13 protein-coding genes and 1 tRNA gene are annotated in these 18,063 nt (G+C 36.1%); 9 read left to right on the top strand and 5 right to left on the bottom strand.

Annotation, left to right across the window (positions count from 1 at the left end; all coding sequences use genetic code 11):
- Positions 1–42 precede the first annotated feature (42 nt).
- On the bottom strand, positions 43–1,821 hold the full coding sequence (locus ABGT15_RS05220; protein ID WP_367230358.1) for an AMP-dependent synthetase/ligase: 1,779 nt from the start codon (positions 1,819–1,821) through the stop codon (positions 43–45).
- A 287-nt stretch (positions 1,822–2,108) separates the two neighbouring features.
- On the opposite strand from ABGT15_RS05220, the gene ABGT15_RS05215 reads away from it, so the two are divergent.
- Entirely contained in the window at positions 2,109–4,361 is a 2,253-nt protein-coding gene (locus ABGT15_RS05215) for a hybrid sensor histidine kinase/response regulator (protein WP_367230357.1), read from the top strand.
- Positions 4,362–4,375: 14 nt separating this feature from the next.
- Here the strand turns inward: ABGT15_RS05215 and ABGT15_RS05210 are convergent, their stop codons facing one another.
- From ABGT15_RS05210 to ABGT15_RS05195, 4 genes are all read right to left on the bottom strand, one after another.
- The gene (locus ABGT15_RS05210; RefSeq protein ID WP_367230356.1) at positions 4,376–5,161 is read right to left on the bottom strand and encodes a DUF3667 domain-containing protein; all 786 of its coding nucleotides are present in this window, start codon (positions 5,159–5,161) and stop codon (positions 4,376–4,378) included.
- An 81-nt stretch (positions 5,162–5,242) separates the two neighbouring features.
- Positions 5,243–8,911 (bottom strand): phosphoribosylformylglycinamidine synthase, encoded by a 3,669-nt coding sequence (purL, locus tag ABGT15_RS05205; protein WP_367230355.1) that lies wholly within the window; start codon positions 8,909–8,911, stop codon positions 5,243–5,245.
- 169 nt (positions 8,912–9,080) lie between these two features.
- A complete protein-coding gene (locus tag ABGT15_RS05200; protein WP_367230354.1) occupies positions 9,081–9,725 on the bottom strand; it encodes a DUF1579 domain-containing protein in 645 nt (214 codons plus the stop codon).
- Positions 9,726–9,744: 19 nt separating this feature from the next.
- Positions 9,745–11,313: a hypothetical protein gene (locus ABGT15_RS05195; protein WP_367230353.1), complete on the bottom strand. Its 1,569-nt coding sequence runs from the start codon at positions 11,311–11,313 to the stop codon at positions 9,745–9,747.
- 142 nt (positions 11,314–11,455) lie between these two features.
- On the opposite strand from ABGT15_RS05195, the gene ABGT15_RS05190 reads away from it, so the two are divergent.
- From ABGT15_RS05190 to ABGT15_RS05155, 8 genes are all read left to right on the top strand, one after another.
- On the top strand, positions 11,456–11,881 hold the full coding sequence (locus ABGT15_RS05190; protein WP_367230352.1) for a PaaI family thioesterase: 426 nt from the start codon (positions 11,456–11,458) through the stop codon (positions 11,879–11,881).
- Position 11,882: 1 nt separating this feature from the next.
- Entirely contained in the window at positions 11,883–12,947 is a 1,065-nt protein-coding gene (locus ABGT15_RS05185) for an isochorismate synthase (RefSeq protein WP_367230351.1), read from the top strand.
- Position 12,948: 1 nt separating this feature from the next.
- Positions 12,949–13,665: a bacillithiol biosynthesis deacetylase BshB1 gene (gene bshB1 / locus ABGT15_RS05180; protein ID WP_367230350.1), complete on the top strand. Its 717-nt coding sequence runs from the start codon at positions 12,949–12,951 to the stop codon at positions 13,663–13,665.
- 99 nt (positions 13,666–13,764) lie between these two features.
- Positions 13,765–13,840 (top strand) — tRNA-His (locus tag ABGT15_RS05175).
- 375 nt (positions 13,841–14,215) lie between these two features.
- On the top strand, positions 14,216–14,716 hold the full coding sequence (locus ABGT15_RS05170; RefSeq protein ID WP_367230349.1) for a hypothetical protein: 501 nt from the start codon (positions 14,216–14,218) through the stop codon (positions 14,714–14,716).
- A 222-nt stretch (positions 14,717–14,938) separates the two neighbouring features.
- On the top strand, positions 14,939–15,268 hold the full coding sequence (locus ABGT15_RS05165) for a YegP family protein (RefSeq protein WP_367230348.1): 330 nt from the start codon (positions 14,939–14,941) through the stop codon (positions 15,266–15,268).
- A gap of 104 nt (positions 15,269–15,372) precedes the next feature.
- Complete coding sequence (locus ABGT15_RS05160) at positions 15,373–15,762, top strand: hypothetical protein (RefSeq protein WP_367230347.1); 390 nt, start codon at positions 15,373–15,375, stop codon at positions 15,760–15,762.
- A gap of 70 nt (positions 15,763–15,832) precedes the next feature.
- Positions 15,833–18,013, top strand: coding sequence for a TonB-dependent receptor (locus ABGT15_RS05155; RefSeq protein WP_367230346.1), 2,181 nt, complete (start codon positions 15,833–15,835; stop codon positions 18,011–18,013).
- Positions 18,014–18,063: the final 50 nt, after the last annotated feature.

Raw genomic sequence — 18,063 nt, 5'->3', positions numbered from 1 at the left:
AATTAATAAAAAACTCCTCTAAATAGAGGAGTTTGTTGGTTTTTAGGCATTATTGTAAATTTTATCATAAAGATACTGATATTTCTCTTTTATGATTTTACGCTTCAATTTCATGGTTGGTGTTAAGTGTCCGGCATCAATCGACCAAGTGTCAGGAGTAAGTTCTATTTTCTTTACCTGTTCCCAGTTTCCGAATTTTTTGTTTAATTCTTCAACTTCTTCTTCAATACGCTGCTTAACTTCTGGGTTGGCAGAAATTTCAGCTTCTGTTGTTCCTATATTAATGCCTTTAATTTTTGCCCATTCTTTTACAAAATCAAAACTTGGTTGTACAAAAGCAGCCGGCATTTTTTCACCGTCACCAATAACCATTATCTGTTCAATAAAGCGGGATTGTTTGAAAGTGTTTTCCAAAACCTGCGGTGCCACGTATTTACCTCCGGATGTTTTAAACATTTCTTTTTTACGATCTGTAATTTTTAAGAAGCCATTAGCATCAACTTCTCCAATATCACCCGTGTGAAAATAACCGCCTTGTAACGCTTCGTCTGTTTTTTCCTGATCTTTGTAATACCCAATCATAACGTTTGGTCCTTTGCAAAGGATTTCACCGTCTTCGGCTATTTTAACTTCAACGCCATCTAAAATACGACCTACGGTTCCAATTTTAAAACCATGATTCTTTTCTTCGTTAACCGATATTACAGGGGAAGTTTCCGTTAAACCATAACCTTCCATGATTGGAATTCCTGCTGCTGCAAAAACCCTTGTTAATCTCGGTTGTAATGCGGCACTACCGGAAACCATCAATTCTAATTGTCCGCCAAGACCTTCCTGCCATTTGGAGAAAATCAGTTTTCGGGCGATTTTTAACTGGAATTCATACCACCAACCGTTGACTCCGTATGGTTCGTATTGTAAACCAAGTTCGATTGCCCAGAAGAACAGTTTCTTTTTGATTCCTGTCAAATCTGCACCTTTTGCATAAATTTTATCGTATACTTTTTCCAATAGACGCGGAACTGCTGTCATTACATGAGGTTTTACTTCTTTTAAGTTATCGCTCATTTTTTCGATGCTCTCCGCGAAATAAATTGAAATACCATAATATTGGTATAGATATAAAATCATTCGCTCAAAGATGTGACAAACCGGCAAGAAACTTAATCCTCTTGTATCGCCGGCTCTTAAAGGAACTCGGGGTGCACTCATTAATACATCGGAAACAATATTCTGATGCGTTAACATTACACCTTTAGGTCTTCCGGTTGTTCCGGATGTATAGATTATTGTTGCTAAATCTGTTGTAACAATACTGTTTTTTCGGTCTTCAACTTCATTTTGATTGCTCTCCTCTTTTCCTAATTCTAAAATTTCTTTCCAGCTTTTACAACCGGGAATGTCGTTATAGGAATAAATTTCCAAAAGTGAAGAAACACGATTTTTAATGGAATTGATTTTGTCAAAAACCTCCTGATCCGAAATAAAACAATATTTAGATTCAGAATGGTTTAAAATGTATTCATAATCTTCAGCCGAAATGGTAGGATAGATAGGAACGGTTTGCGCTCCGGTTTGTAATGCACCAATATCTGTAATATTCCATTCCGTTCTGTTATTGGAAGATATGATGGCAATTTTATCATGTTTCTGAATGCCTATTCGCAATAAACCTCGCGAAATAGCATTAGCTTTTTCTAAGTATTCTTTAGTTGAAGTTTTAACCCATTCTCCGTTTTGCTTGGTAACCAAGGCATCAGAAAGATTGTATTTTTCCATTTGATAGTAAGGGAAATCAAAAAGACGGGTAACGTTAGTCATAATTAATTTGTTTTTTAGCAACTGCAAAGTATAAAAAAAATAATGAAATTTGTTTAAAATTTTAATAAATATATTAAGAAATACGCTTGATTTTGCGGTTTTTGGAGCTAATTTGACTGATTCTCATTAAATTAAGATTCCTGTTTTCTTAGGATTTTAAAAGAAGAATAATCATTCTTGATTTATCACAACAAATTGAAATTTAACTGAATATATTTTAGTTGGTCGGAAATATTAGGGTAAAATGTAATATTGTCGTAACTTGATTTATGTTAATTTTCTTCATTGTGAGACAGAACTATAGATTAGAAGACGAATTCCATGTCGGCAGAAAGTACACATGTTTGTTTCGGTATTTAATACTTCTGTTTTTTCTTTTGTGTTATTCTGCGGGTTCTGTTGCTCAGCAAACAGCTATTGATTCTGCAGTTTTAAAAGAATTTGAAAGAGCTAAAAAGCTGTATGAGAAAAACGATTATGAGTTATATCAACAAGGAAATCAAATCATTGGTCAACTGGAAAAGAAACTGATTGCTCAAAAAAACTACGATCAGTTAATGTACTTGTACCTTGAGATTTCCTATTTTCAGATTACACAATTCGATTACAATTCTGCCAAAAAGTCTTTGGACAAGGTTGATGTTGTTTTGAGAGGACATAATAACAATTGCATTCGGGGAGAATATTATGAGCATTTGGCGGTTTTTTATAACTCACAGGGAAAAGAAGCATTAGACGAGAAATACACACTGCTCTCTGAAAAGTTTCTCACAAAATATGCACCAAAGGAAAAGCAGGTGGATTTATACTATAATCTTATTTTGTTGTATCTAAAAAAAGAAGACTGGAATAAAACCCTCGAAAACTCATTTAAATTTCTGAAGATAAATGAGGAAACCGGTGGAGATTCCGACCAGCCTGAAATATTCTTGTTTATTGCTGAAAGTTATTACAGTATTAATCAACTGGACAGCGCTTTTATATATCTGGACAAGGTTAAAAGGTCACCGATTTATCTGAATCACGATGATGATTTTTTACTGAAATCCCGTTATTACCTCATTTTAGGCAAATTGCACGAAAAGAAAGAAAACTACAAAGCTGCGGCAATTAATTTAAAAATAGCCAATGACTACTTTAAAAAAAGGTTGGTTTATCGTGTTGTGAAAATGAATCTCTTTTTAAATCAGAAAAGGGAATTAGAGGTTAAAAATATTGAGTTTCAGTCGATAATAAAGCAAAACGAACTTAAAAGCGAAAATATCAAGTACAAAAATTACCTTTTATCCCTTTGTTTGATAACCATTGTCATTTTGTTGGTTCTATTGTATTTTCAATATCGTAATGCAAAATTCAAAAGTTCAATTAATCTTCTTTTAAATGAAAAAAACACATTACTGCATAACGCTAATACGGAATTAGAAGCGGCACTAAATGTCAAAAAAAAATTATTAGATACGATCTCTCATGAGTTAAGAACACCAATTTATACCTTAAACGGGCTTCTTCATTTAATGAAAGAAGACAAATCGAATTACGAAAAGAATATTGAACAGTTGGAAGCCTCGGTTCAGCATCTGTATAATTTATCGGGCAATATTATTGAAATCAATGTTTTGGATAGTTTTGACAATAATTATGTGCCGAAAAAAGACATTATTTCCTTAGAAGAATTTCTCACCAAATTACTCGGTACGGTTGAGAAAAACAGAATTGCCAACAACAATACAAGCACGCTATTTTTTGATAGAACCATTCCAAAAAAAGTAATATTTGATGAAGCTAAGCTATATCAGGTTTTGTTTAGTTTGATTGACAATGCCTTTAAGTTTTCTAAAGATGGGGAAGTGGTTGTTGAAGCAAAAAAACTATTTCAGGATGAAGTGAAGACGGAAATTCAATTCAATATAAAAGATAACGGAATTGGAATCGATCCGGGTATCAAAGATAAAATTTACGATTTGTTTTTTCAGGGATCCGATAAAATTAATTACGAATACGGAGGTAGCGGATTAGGGCTGACCTTGGTCAAAAAAACCTTGGCACTGTTTGGAGAGACGATCGTTATTGATTCGGAACCAGAAAAGGGAACCTCGATTTCTTTTTCATTAGATTTTGAAAACTATTTTCAGAAAGAAGAGGTTTTACAAGAGCCCATACTCAAAGAGGTCATGCATCCTTCAAAAATTAAAATATTATTAGTGGAAGACAATAAAATTAATCAGGTTATTACAAAAAAAATCCTGACCAATAAAGGATATTCCTGTGATATAGCCAACAACGGATTTGAAGCCTGTAAAATGGTAGGAGAGGAAGACTACAGTTTAATCCTAATGGATATCATGATGCCGATTATGGATGGTTTTGAAGCTTCGGAATACATTTCTAAATTTAAACCTGAAATTCCGATAGTTGCATTGACGGCTATTTCAGAAGATGTCAATAAAGAACTGTTTGCTGCAGCAAAAATTAAAAAAGTACTTAGCAAGCCTATCGATGTTGATGAACTCTATAAAACAATCGAGGTTTATTGCGGGTAGTTGTAAAATGTTTTTTACATCTGATATTTTATACTTCCAAATTTCCAATCGGTTACGTAGCCTATTATTGAAATAGCAATAATAAAGAGTTCAAAACCTAAGAGTAAAAGAAAGAACAGCATTCTTACTGAAAAACCAATTTTACCGTAATTTTCTTTAAAGGCAGTATAATAGCCATATATCACATAAAATAAAATAATTAACGGAGTGGCGATGTTGGCAATATCGGATAGTATTTCGAAGTGTTTTGTAAAATCGAAGAAAAAAAACGAATGCCCCACAACTGTAATTATCATAATGCCCAGATATATAATTCCTGCAATTATAAAATGTTCACTTAAGTTTAGTTTCTTTTTTCGAAACAAAATGAAGGTGTTGAATGCAAAAAGAGGAACAAAGGAGAAAATTAGCAATTTGGCATAACTAGCCATAAAGACATCTATTTTTTTGCCCGTGGAATTATTTATGTTTTCAATTTTGCCATTATAAATTTCAATCAAATGTTCGTGATAATTTTGAATGAAAACACTTAAACCAATTAGTAACAGTATAAAATAGAAAACATTATAATATTGAATTCTCTTGCCAGCTATGTAGTCAAGTGCTGCTTTTCCCGGTCGTAATAGTGCTTGTTTAGCGGTAAAAAGCATGCCTTTTTCAAAATGCCAAATGCCGTGTAAAACATCGTGCATAATGAAATGTTTGAAAGTGATTCTGTGGGTATCCGATTTTTGTCCGCAATTCGAACAGAATTTTCCAATTAGTTCCGTATCGCAGTTTAAGCAGTTATGATGTTCCATTTCAAACGAAATAATTTCCCACAATAATACAAAAAAGCACCCTAAAATTAGAGTGCTTTCTTTTAGAATTTATAGAAAATCTTATTTGTTTTTTGCTTCGATCCATTTACGGGCATTCACGAAGGCTTCGTGCCAAGGTGTTACCTCATCTTTGTGGTCTTCGTCGGGATAATGTGCCCAGTTCCAAGGGAAAGTTGAACGCTCAATGTGTGGCATCGTTACCAAATGACGACCGGTTTTGTCACATAGCATAGCGGTATTGAAAGCGGAACCGTTTGGATTCGCGGGATAGCCTTCATAACCGTATTTTCCAACGATGTTGTATTTCTCTTCCGAATACGGTAAGTTGAATTTACCTTCACCGTGAGAAATCCAAACTCCTAAAGTAGCGCCTTCTAAAGAAGAAAGCATCACCGAATTGTTTTTCTGAACCGTTACCGAAGTAAAACCACTTTCGTGTTTGTGAGAGTTGTTGTGAAGCATTTTTCCGTGAACTTCATGCTCAGGGTTTACCAGTTCCAATTCCATGAACAACTGGCATCCGTTACAGATACCTACTGATAAAGTATCTTCACGTTTGAAGAAGTTTTTCAGCGCAGTATTTGCTTTTTCGTTGTACAAAAATGCTCCGGCCCAACCTTTAGCAGAACCTAAAACGTCGGAATTCGAGAATCCACCAACCGCTCCGATGAATTGGATGTCTTCCAACGTTTCACGGCCTGAAATCAAATCGGTCATGTGAACATCTTTTACATCGAATCCTGCTAGGTACATCGAGTTTGCCATTTCACGCTCGGAGTTACTTCCTTTTTCGCGGATAATCGCTGCTTTTGGTCTTGGTTTTGTATTGTCGATAACTGGTGCTTTTCCGTCAAAATGCGATGGGAAAGTATACGTTAACGGTTGGTTTTTAAAATTATCGTAGCGCTCTTTTGCCGTTCCGTTTTTCGATTGTTTCGAATCTAAAAGGAATGATGTTTTGAACCAGGTATCTCTTACTTCCGAAACATTGAAAGTAAACGAATCGGTATTGTTCTTAACAGTTATTGAATTTCCTTCTACAACGGAACCAATGTTGAAAATTTCGATATTATTTTGAGCAAATGTACTTTCCACTGAAGCATCCGCTTGGAACACCAAACCAATATTTTCGTTAAATAACGCTTTAACCGTATCTTTTTCTCGAAGAGAAGTTAAGTCGAAAGAAGCGCCTAAATTCACATCTGCAAAACACATTTCCAATAAAGTAGTAATCAAACCACCGCTTCCAATATCGTGACCCGCTTTAATTTTACGGTCTTTAATCAAATCCTGTAAAACGTTGAAGGTCTTTTTAAAGAATTCCGCATTTTGAATAGTTGGAACATCATTTCCGATTTTATTCAAAACCTGAGCAAATGAACTTCCGCCTAATTTGAACGTATCCTGAGATAAGTTGATATAATAGATGTTTCCGCTGTTTCTTTTCAAAACAGGTTCTACAACTTTAGTAATGTTAGAACAGTTTCCGGCAGCTGAAATGATTACCGTTCCCGGTGCGATCACTTCGTCATTTGGATATTTCTGTTTCATGGAAAGTGAATCTTTTCCGGTTGGAATGTTGATTCCCAGTTCGATAGCGAAATCCGAACATCCTTTTACTGCTTCATATAAACGAGCGTCTTCACCTTCGTTTTTACAAGCCCACATCCAGTTGGCAGAAAGTGAAACCGATTTCAATCCGTCTTTTAAAGGAGCCCAAACAATATTTGATAACGCTTCTGCAATGGCTGTTCTTGAACCCGCTACCGGATTTACCAAAGCTGAAATAGGCGAGTGGCCAATAGTTGTAGCAATTCCTTCTTTTCCTTTGAAATCCAAGGCCATAACCCCAACATTGTTTAGTGGTAATTGTAATGGTCCGGCACATTGTTGTTTGGCAACGCGTCCGCCCACACAACGGTCTACTTTGTTGGTCAACCAGTCTTTACAAGCTACTGCCTCTAATTGTAAAACCTGGTTTAAATAGGTTGGAATATTTTCAGTTGCATATTGTAAATCTGCATAATTAGCGGCAACTGATTTATCCGTCATAATCGTTTTTGGCGAACTTCCGAAGAAATCTTCCAAAGCATAATCCATTGGTTTTGCACCCGTTGTTTTCGATTCGAACGTAAAACGATGATCTGAAGTTACATCACCCACTTGATACATCGGTGAACGCTCACGGTCTGCAATTTTCTGAAGAATATCAATGTTTTCTTCTCCAATAACCAATCCCATTCTTTCCTGAGATTCGTTTCCGATGATTTCTTTAGCCGAAAGGGTAGGATCGCCCACTGGTAATTTGTCCAAGTCGATTAAACCTCCTGTATCTTCCACTAATTCAGAAAGACAGTTCAAGTGTCCACCCGCACCGTGATCGTGAATCGATACGATAGGGTTGTTTTCGCTTTCCACCAAACCACGAATGGCATTAGCAGCACGTTTTTGCATTTCCGGGTTGGAACGTTGGATCGCATTTAATTCGATTCCTGAACCGAAAGCTCCTGTATCTGCAGAAGAAACCGCAGCACCACCCATTCCGATTCTATAATTTTCTCCACCTAAGATTACGATTTTATCGCCTTCCTGTGGTTTCTTTTTAATTGCTTGGTCTAATTTTCCGTACCCGATTCCGCCCGCTTGCATGATTACTTTGTCGTAACCAATCTTGCGGTTGTTTTCTTCGTGTTCGAATGTTAAAATAGAACCTGTAATTAGCGGCTGACCAAATTTGTTACCGAAATCGGAAGCTCCATTGGAAGCTTTGATTAAGATATCCATTGGTGTTTGGTACAACCAAGGTCTTGCGTTCATGGCATCTTCCCAAGTTCTGTCTTTTTCCAAACGAGAATAAGAAGTCATGTAAACCGCCGTTCCTGCCAATGGTAATGAACCTTGTCCTCCTGCTAAACGGTCACGGATTTCTCCTCCTGAACCGGTTGCAGCACCACTGAACGGCTCAACCGTAGTAGGGAAGTTGTGGGTTTCCGCTTTTAGGGAAAGTACGGAATCAAATTCTTTTTCCTGGTAAAAGTCAGGTTTATCGGCACTTTTTGGTGCGAACTGTGTGACTTTTGGTCCTTTTACAAAAGCAACGTTATCTTTATAAGCCGAAACAATATCGTTAGGATTTGTTTCCGATGTTTTCTTGATTAATTTGAATAAAGAAGTCGGTTTTTCTTCACCATCCACCACGAAAGTTCCGTTAAAGATCTTATGACGGCAGTGTTCTGAATTGGCTTGAGAAAAGGCAAAAACTTCAGAATCCGTTAGTTTTCTTCCAATTTTAACCGCTAAGTTATTCAGGTATTCTACTTCTTCTTCACTTAAAGCTAAACCTTCTTGTTTGTTATATGTAGCAATATCATCAATATCCAGAATCGCTTCCGGTTGGATGTTGATAGTGAAAATTTCTTGATTTAACTCGGCATACTTTTGAGAAATCATAGGGTCGAATGCATTGAAATTTGAAGTTGATTTTTCAAATTCCTCAATTCGGATAATTCCCGAAATCCCCATGTTCTGAGTAATTTCAACGGCATTGGTACTCCATGGTGTAACCATAGCGGCACGGGGACCAACAAAAAAATCCGACAGTGCGGATTTCTCTATTTTATGTGCGTTGCCAAAAAGCCAGTTTAATTTTGAGATGTCTTCAGTCGATAATTCGTTTTGCGCCTGAACTGCAAAAACAGTGTTCGTTTGGTTTCCGAAGAAATGGATCATTGTTTGTAGTTGTTTTATTCCGCTGCGATTCATAGGGTTGACTCACTTTGGATGTGTTGTTGTTTTGAAAGTGCAAATTTATTCCAAAAAACTCAGTTAACAAAGTTTAGCATCATAAAAAAAGCACAAGATTTAACTTGTGCTTTTCAATTAAATTATTTCGTGAAAATTATTTCTTTTTAGTAGAAAGAATCTCCATGTTTTTGTATTCTTTTCCGTCATAACCGGTATCGAACATTTCCATTTTGCGGGTATTGTCATCAACAACTGTAATAACTTCACGCATTTTTTTGGTTTTCTTGGTTACCGGATCCACACAGTCTCCTTCAAAACTGAACACTTTGGTTGCCGGATCGTATTTTCCTTTCATGATCATGATTCCGGTTCCCATGTTATCAATCCAAGTTGAAGTGTATTCCTGAGTAGCATTATCGTAGGCCAAAGTACTTTTACCTTCAAACGGCATTCCCATGAAATTACCTTTGTGAATTCCTTCCTGATAACGGCCACCCATTACGGTTTTGTAATCTGCTGAGACAGCTTGTTTCATTGGCTCGGCTCCGGCATGCATCCACATGGTCATTTCACCATTCCAGGTTCCGTTTTCAGCGGCCATCATTTTATGAGCTTCTCCTGGCGCTGCATAGTCCATCCAAGCTTTGTTAATGGTTGCAGAATCAGGAATTACTGCAGCTTCTTCGATTTTAACCGCCGTTGAATCTGTTGCAGACTGAGAATCTGTCTTTTCTCCGTCTTTTTTGCAGGCAACCAAACTTAAAGAAGCAATTGCCAAGGTTAGAATTGTTTTGTTCATAATTATATTGGTTTTTGGTTTACTCAAATATAATAAAATTATAAGCACCCATGTCAGACGGGCTGTTTCGTTGGTTATTCAGGATGTCGTAAGTTCCATTTGAAAGAGAAAAATCGGCCGTTCCTTTTGCTGCAGAATCTTCACCAATAATCAATTTATTGTTTTGTGGCTGTAAAAAGTACGGTAGGTTTGTATTTGAATTTCGTGCGATGATGCAACCAGGATAATCAACTGAATTAGCTATAGGATATAACGGGTCGTTTTGAAATTGACCGAAATCGAAAAATTTAATCAAACAATGATTGAATGTAAACGGGAAAGGATCCGAACCTTCTTTTTTAAGTGAAATACCATAACTGCCCGAACCGTAAATGATACAGTTGTCGAAACGAGCATTGATTAACGCAAAGTCGGGAGTTCCGTCTCCGTTGTCAATGGAAACCGGTACCTGATTTGGTCTTGGCCAGTAATTCGCAAAAGTACAATGTGAGAAATTATAATCTCCACCTAAGGAACAAGCCAAACCAGCCTGCCCGCAGTTGTTGATTACCACGTTTTGTCCGTTAATTATTGCGGTTCTTGCTAAAACACCAAAGTTGGAACAATTGTAAATCTGTACATCCTTCATATTGATGGGAACGGTGTTGTGATCAATCAATAAACCAACCGTGGCGTTTTTTATGGTCACATTTTGGAAACTTCCGGTGCTTCCTTCGGTCATCCATATGGTACCCCATTGTCCTGCAATATCGGAGAAATCTGGTTCAAGACGGTCGCCTTCAAAGGTTATTTCGTTGTCTACAATAATATTTCCTTCCGCGTCATAAGTGGAATGTGCTCCAATTGCATTAATGGTAGCTCCGTTGCCGATAATCAAACCGGAATCCGCATGAAAATGAATTTTTGCACCGGGGTCAATAGTTAGTGTTTCTCCTGTTGGCACAGCGGCATAACCGTAAATCACATAGGGTTTGTCGTTACCCCAATGGTATTCATCACCGTTGTTGGGATCTGCATGGTCTAAGTAAAAACCGTAAATTTCTTCGTCTCCAATAGGTAAAGTTTCATACGTTCCGTCGGAGAATCGTTTTGGAAACAGCATATAAGCATCTCTCACTAAAGTTACCAAATCAACGGTTTGCGGATCACCGCTTATGTTGTAAAATTCAATTTTATCAGTATAAAGATATTCGGAGTCGGGGTTTGCAAAATCATTATAATTAATCGTTGTTTCAATGAAAATGTACATGCTGTCTTTGGCCAGTAATTCCACATTGTCGAATATTTTTCCATCGCCTAAACCATTACCGTCGTTATCTTGTCCCATCATACCGTCAACTGTGATGCGATACTTTGAGTTGTTGCCTTGCGCTAATTGGATTTTTGGTATTTTTATATCGTTATCACTTCGGTTGTAAACCTTTAAAGTATAAGTGCTGGAACCTACGTTTGTAAAGACGGTGTCAAGGTAAACCGTTTCTTTTGAAAATTCAAGGCCTCCTGTGCTGTTTTCAAATTCAAAATCTTCTCTGCAGGAAGTCAGTGAAATTAGTATTCCAAAAAAAAGCAGGCTTAAAAAATGACGCATTATGTTTAGTTTTTTGTAAAAGTATTGAAATATTTTAAAGTATACACTTACCTAATTAACGTTTTTTTAAGCAAATTAGTGTTGTATACATTATGGGAATTGCCGTGACATTTCCTAAATTTACACTTCTAAAGAAATGTTTATGCAATTTGAAAAGGAAAAAGTGCTGCAACTCTGCAGACAGTTCTCCCAAAATACTTTAATGGAAACCCTTGAAATGGAATTTACCGATGCCGGCGAAGACTTTCTGGTTGCGACAATGCCTGTAAATCCTCGTGTTCATCAACCAATGGGATTACTTCATGGGGGTGCTTCAGTGGCATTGGCGGAAAGTGTGGGAAGTGCGGCATCCATCATGTTTATCAATCCTGCTGAAGAAGAGGTGAGAGGTATTGAAATTTCTGCCAATCATTTGAAAAGCAAAAGAGAAGGTCTGGTAACCGGAACAGCACGTATTATCCACAAAGGAAGAACGGTTCATCTATGGGAAATTAAGATTACCGATGAAGAAGGTAACCTGATTTCACTTTGCAAACTGACCAATATGGTGTTGCCCAAAAGAAAATAACATGACAGATTTATTTCTAAAAGTTAAAACCCATCAGGAGCAGAATCTTCCGTTTGTTTTGTATTGCAAACCGAATTCTCACGAAATAATCGGATTGTTTCAAAAAAATGATCATTTGTATTTTGTGGAAGATTTTAAGGAGAAAGGTTTTGTTTTTGCCCCTTTTGACGGCGATAATTTTGTATTGCTACCGGAAAAATTTCTTGAGGTTTTAACGCAAACTATTGCTGTTTCAAATACAAATGATGAAAAAACGGTTTTCTACGAATTAGACGAAAACGCGAAAGAAAAATTTGAAAGCCTGGTAGAAAACGCTGTTGAAAAAATCAATGCCGGTTATTTTAAAAAGGTCGTTTTATCGCGGGAAGAGAAAATTGATTTGGAAGATTTTGAAGTAGAGAAAATGTTTTCCAGACTGGTTGTAAACTATCCGTTAGCTTTTAAATATTGTTTTTGTCATCCGAAAGTAGGGATGTGGATGGGCGCCACACCGGAACAGTTAATGAAAGTGAAAGATTTTGAAATACATACGGTTGCCTTAGCCGGAACGAAAGTTAATAAAGGAAAAGAAGCGGTAAACTGGAAACAGAAGGAAAAGGATGAACAGCAGCTGGTAACCGATTTTATTCTTGAGAATCTTAAAAAGCACGTCTCGGAAGAAGTGGTTTCAAGCCCTTACACGGCAACAGCGGGGAATTTACTGCACATCAAAACGGATATTTCTGCAAAGTTGAACGATTCGAGCAGTTTAAAAGATGTTTTGAAAATTTTGCATCCAACGCCGGCAGTTTGTGGTTATCCGAAATTAATTGCGAAAGATTTTATTTTGGAAAATGAAGGCTATGACCGTGAGTACTATGCCGGTTTTTTAGGGGAATTCAATCGTAATTTTGCAACTGGCAGAAGTGACAGTTCCGATTTGTTCGTCAATTTACGTTGTATGAAAATAAAGGACAAAACAGCTCATTTATATATTGGTTGCGGCATTACCAAAGACAGTGATCCTGAAAAGGAATTTTTGGAAACCGTGAACAAATCGCTAACCATGAAAAAGATACTAAATTAAGATGAAATTAGACATATTAGCTTTCGGGGCACATCCCGATGACGTGGAATTAGGCTGTGGTGCAACGATTGCCAAAGAAGTCTCTCTCGGAAAAAAAGTTGGAATCGTAGATTTGACACGAGGTGAATTAGGAACAAGAGGAACCGCCGAAATTAGAGATAGGGAAGCAGAAGCGGCTGCTAAAATATTGGGCGTTGAAGTTCGTGAGAATTTAAGATTCAGGGATGGTTTTTTTGTAAATGATGAAAAACATCAGCTGGAAATTATCAAGATGATTCGAAGATACAAGCCTGAAATTGTGTTATGCAATGCAATCGACGATCGTCATATTGATCACGGAAAAGGGAGTAAATTGGTTTCCGATGCGTGTTTTCTTTCCGGTCTACGCCGAATTGAAACGGAACTTAATGGTGAAAATCAGGAAGCGTGGCGACCAAAATTAGTGTATCATTACATTCAGTGGAAAAATATCGAACCGGATTTTGTAGTGGATGTTACCGGATTTACTGATAAAAAAGTAGAAGCGATTATGGCATACAGTTCGCAATTTTACGATTCAAATTCTAACGAGCCTGTAACGCCGATAGCAACAAAAAACTTCTTGGACAGCCTTACTTACCGTTATCAGGACCTTGGAAGGCTTATCGGTACCGATTTTGGTGAAGGATTTACAGTGGAAAGATATTTGGCTGTCAATAGTTTAGGAAATTTGATATAATTTTTTTTAAAAAATATTTGCGAAAGCTGAGAAATGCGCTATATTTGCACTCGCTAATCAGGATTTGATTTATTAAAGTTCTGAAAGGTAAAAACAAATGGTGATTGTAGCTCAGTTGGTTAGAGCGTCGGATTGTGGTTCCGAAGGTCGCGGGTTCGAGACCCGTCTTTCACCCTTAACTTTATAAGCTTCGAGGAAACTCGGAGCTTTTTTTATTTCTGCAATTTTTATTTCAGTACTATTTTATCTGATTCGATATGTGTCTTTCTTTTTTCAAAATTGAATTTTGTTGAAGAATGATTTGATTTTATTTAAGCGAATCAGAGTGTATATGATAATCATAATAATCAGAGTGTATATGATAATCATAATAAATAGTCTGCAAAATTTTACTGTGAGGTTAATAGTATCAAATTGACCTCATTTTTTCCATAAATTGATTATGTGTCTATAGAAAAACGGTTTTGTCTATTTTCTTTTTTTCGCATCGAGAATGAGAATATTTTCGTATTCAAATTTTAATAATAATGTAATGAAAAAGAAAATTTTAATGATTATGCTAGCAGCAACAATTTTGAGTTGTTCAAATGATGATGACCATAATTCAGCTGCTCCAGTTTTTGTCGCTAATCCTGATAATTGTTCCGAAGCCCCGGAATTAATTGTTGGCGCAGATTTTAGTGAGCATGCCGTTATTGTAGACAATACAAATGCAACCGATAGTGAGGTCGATGCTCCTGGATGTGGTGGTTACAGCGGAGGAGATTTGTGGTATAAAGTGGTTGTTCCTGCTTCTGGAAACTTAACAATAGAAACGGATCTTGATGATAATGCCGAGGGTATGGTATATGATACAGTATTGGCTGTTTATGGAGGTAATTGTGATAGTTTGACGGAATTGGGATGTCAAGATGATATTGGTAACGGGAATTATTTTTCAAAATTAACTCTTACAGATTTTACACCGGGAGAAATATTGTATGTAAGAGCTTATGTGTATAATAATGATGTGCTTGGTACTTTCAAATTATCAGCATATGATTCAAATTAAAAAAGGTTTTTAATCGACTAAGCTATTTTACTGACTTTTTGTGAAATTGGATATTTGCTAACCTAGCTCGAGTTGGTATTGAGAACAATCTTGATTTTATTAAATGGTAAAAATTAATTTATAAAATTCTTTTTAAAATTAAATTTGATTAAGAAATAAAATCTTACTATTTTAGTGTTTGTCAACTTTATAAAAAAGTATTAATCAATAAAAATTAAATTCATGGGATCATTCTTAGTTACTAAAAGAGCAAACGGTGAATTTCAGTTTGTTTTAAAAGCAGGAAACGGACAGGTTATTTTAGCAAGTGAAGGCTATACCACTAAAGCAGCTTGTGAAAACGGAATCGAATCGGTTAAGAAAAACTCGCAGGACGATGCGCGTTTCGATCGTTTGGAGTCTAAAAACGGAAAGCCATATTTCAATTTGAAAGCAACTAATGGACAAATCATTGGAAGTAGCGAAATGTACGAATCTGTAGCAGCAAGAGACAATGGAATTGAATCCGTTAAGAAAAATGCTCCTGATGCCGATGTAAAAGAAGATCTGTAATAGCTTATAAAGTAGGAAGGCGCTCAATTGAGTGCCTTTTTTATGCTGTAATTTTAGCATTCAAAATGATTGAATGTAGTTTGAAAAACAATTACTTTTGTTATATGAGATTTTTAAAGGGATTGTTATTGTGTTTTGTCTGTCTGCAAATAGCATTTCCTTTTGCATCAGAGAATCTATTAAAATTTCCGATTTTAATTTCACACTTTTCGCACCACAATCTGGATCATAATAAAATTGATTTTCTCACTTTTCTAAAGGATCATTATTATGGAAGTCATCATGAAGAAGAACATGAAGAGCATAAAAAACTACCTTTTCATCATCATGCAGACAATTGTAACTATCAGATTTTGGCCTGCAATTTCGAAATAAAGTATTTCAAACCGGCTAATACATTCCTTTATCGAAAACCATCTGGAATTGTTTTTTATAAAAATGATTTTAAGCCCAGTGTTTTACTTTCCATATGGAAACCACCCAAAATAGGTTAATAAAATTTTTGCTAAACCTCAGATAAAATAGTGTCTTGAGGTGAATTTTTATTAATCAATTTTAAATAAAATGAAATATTATTTTTCGTTATTAGTATTTCTGTTTGCTGCTTTTACAGCATTCAGTCAAAATACATTTAATGCGGTGGTGGAGGACAGTATCACCGGAAATCCTTTAGCAGGTGTCAGTGTGGTAATGAAAAACACTACTGTCGGGGTAACTTCAAATGAAAATGGTGAAGTATCCATTTCTAACCTTCCGGAAGGAAAACAAACTTTCATTTTTTCTTATTTGGGTTATACAACCATTGAAAAAGACATTGAACTTCCACAAAGAGAAACGCTCATACTATTGATGAGTGAATCCCATTCTTCCGAATTAGACGAAATCATTGTAGAAGGAACCCGTTCCGCACGAACGCTGTCTAACATTCCAACCCGGGTAGAAGTTCTTACTGAAGAAATAGATGAAGCCGCCACAATGGACCCGAGTAAAGTGGCCCATTTGCTTACACATAGTACTGGAATTCAGGTGCAGCAAACTTCGGCAACCAGTAATACGGCAAATGTTAGGATTCAAGGTTTAGACGGTAGGTATACACAAATGTTAAAGGATGGGTTTCCATTATATGGTGGTTTTTCCGGTAGTTTGAGCATTATGCAGATTCCGCCTTTGGATCTTCGTCAGATAGAATATGTTAAGGGCTCCACTTCAACACTTTATGGAGGAGGTGCAATTTCCGGATTAATCAATTTAATCTCAAAAGATCCTAAAAGTGATGAAACTATTTTGCATGTAAACGGTTCTCATATCGGAGCATTTGATGTGAATATGTTTACAAGCAGAAAATATGAAAAAATAGGATATACATTATTAGCACAGCGCAATTCTCATAGAGCGTACGATGCTGATGCTGATGGTTTTACAGATTTACCGGAATTGGTAAAATACAATTTTAATCCGAAGATTGTATTCTATTTCAATGATAAAACCAACCTGAATATTGGTGGAACATTTACTACGGAAAAACGACAAGGTGGCGATGTGCAACTTTTGGATGAGGAAGATATTAACAGTACCCATTTCTACAAAGAGAAAAACGAAATCAGTCGAATCACGACACAAACTAAGCTAGATCATAAATTAGCTGAAAATAAGACAATTACGCTTCGAAATTCGTTTAATATTTTCGACAGAAATCTTTTGATTGTACCAACTTTTGGAGAAGGGGAGTATAAATTCGCCGGGAAACAGTTTTCTTCCTTTTCAGAAGCGTCTTATTTGTATAAAAAAGACAAGAATTCATTGATAACAGGTTTGAATTTCTATTCGGATGATTTTAAAGAAACTCCTTTGGAAACCAATAATTTGAGAAATGAAAATTACAAAACTTTGGGAGCTTTCGTGAATTATACTTTCGACCTTGGTGAAAAAGTAGCCATTGAAAGTGGCTTGCGAACCGATTATGTAGTTGATGAAAAGCTTTATGTTTTACCACGATTATCGACATTGTTCAAATGGACTGACAGGCTGACCACAAGAATTGGCGGAGGTTTAGGATACAGAAATGCAAGTATTTTTAATCAGGAGGCTGAATTGCTAGGTTATAAAAATGTACTTGCCATAAACAGAGATGCAACAAAAGCAGAACAATCTTACGGCGGGAATGCCGATATCGGTTACAAAATTAATTTTGGAGAAGGAATGTTTATTAATTTTAATCAGATGTTCTTTTATACTTATCTTGATAATCCGTTGTTATTGCAAAATTCGGGCAGTAATTATGAATTTGTTAATGCTGTAGGATATACACAAAGCAAGGGTGCGGAAACATTCTTTAAATTTGGATTCAGAGATTTTGTTTTCTTTTTGGGATATACTTATACCGATGCTACCAACCATTTCAGCGGAACGAAATCAATTGTTACCTTAACACCAAAACATAGTGTAAAAGGAGATTTATTGTACTCACTGCCAGGAAAATGGCGAATAGGAGTAGATTATGAATTTAAGAGTAGCCAGACGCTCAGCAGTTTGGTCAAAACACCGTCTTACTGGACATATGGTGCTGTGGTAGAACGTTATTGGAAACAATTTACGTTCTTCGGGAATGTGGAAAATATTTTCGACTATCGTCAAACCCGAAAGGAGAGTTTAATTTCAGCACCAAACAATACGCCTCAATTTACAGAAGTTTGGGCACCTTTGGATGGATTCGTGTTTAATTTCGGATTTAAAATTAAATTATAGTTTACTAAAAACGGCGCTCAATTGAGCGCCGTTTTTATTGACTTTATTTT

It is taken from the genome of Flavobacterium enshiense, assembly GCF_040750275.1.
Lineage (GTDB): Bacteria > Bacteroidota > Bacteroidia > Flavobacteriales > Flavobacteriaceae > Flavobacterium > Flavobacterium enshiense_B.
Note: the sequence above shows the minus strand (reverse complement) of the source record. Positions and strands in the feature narration are given on the sequence as shown.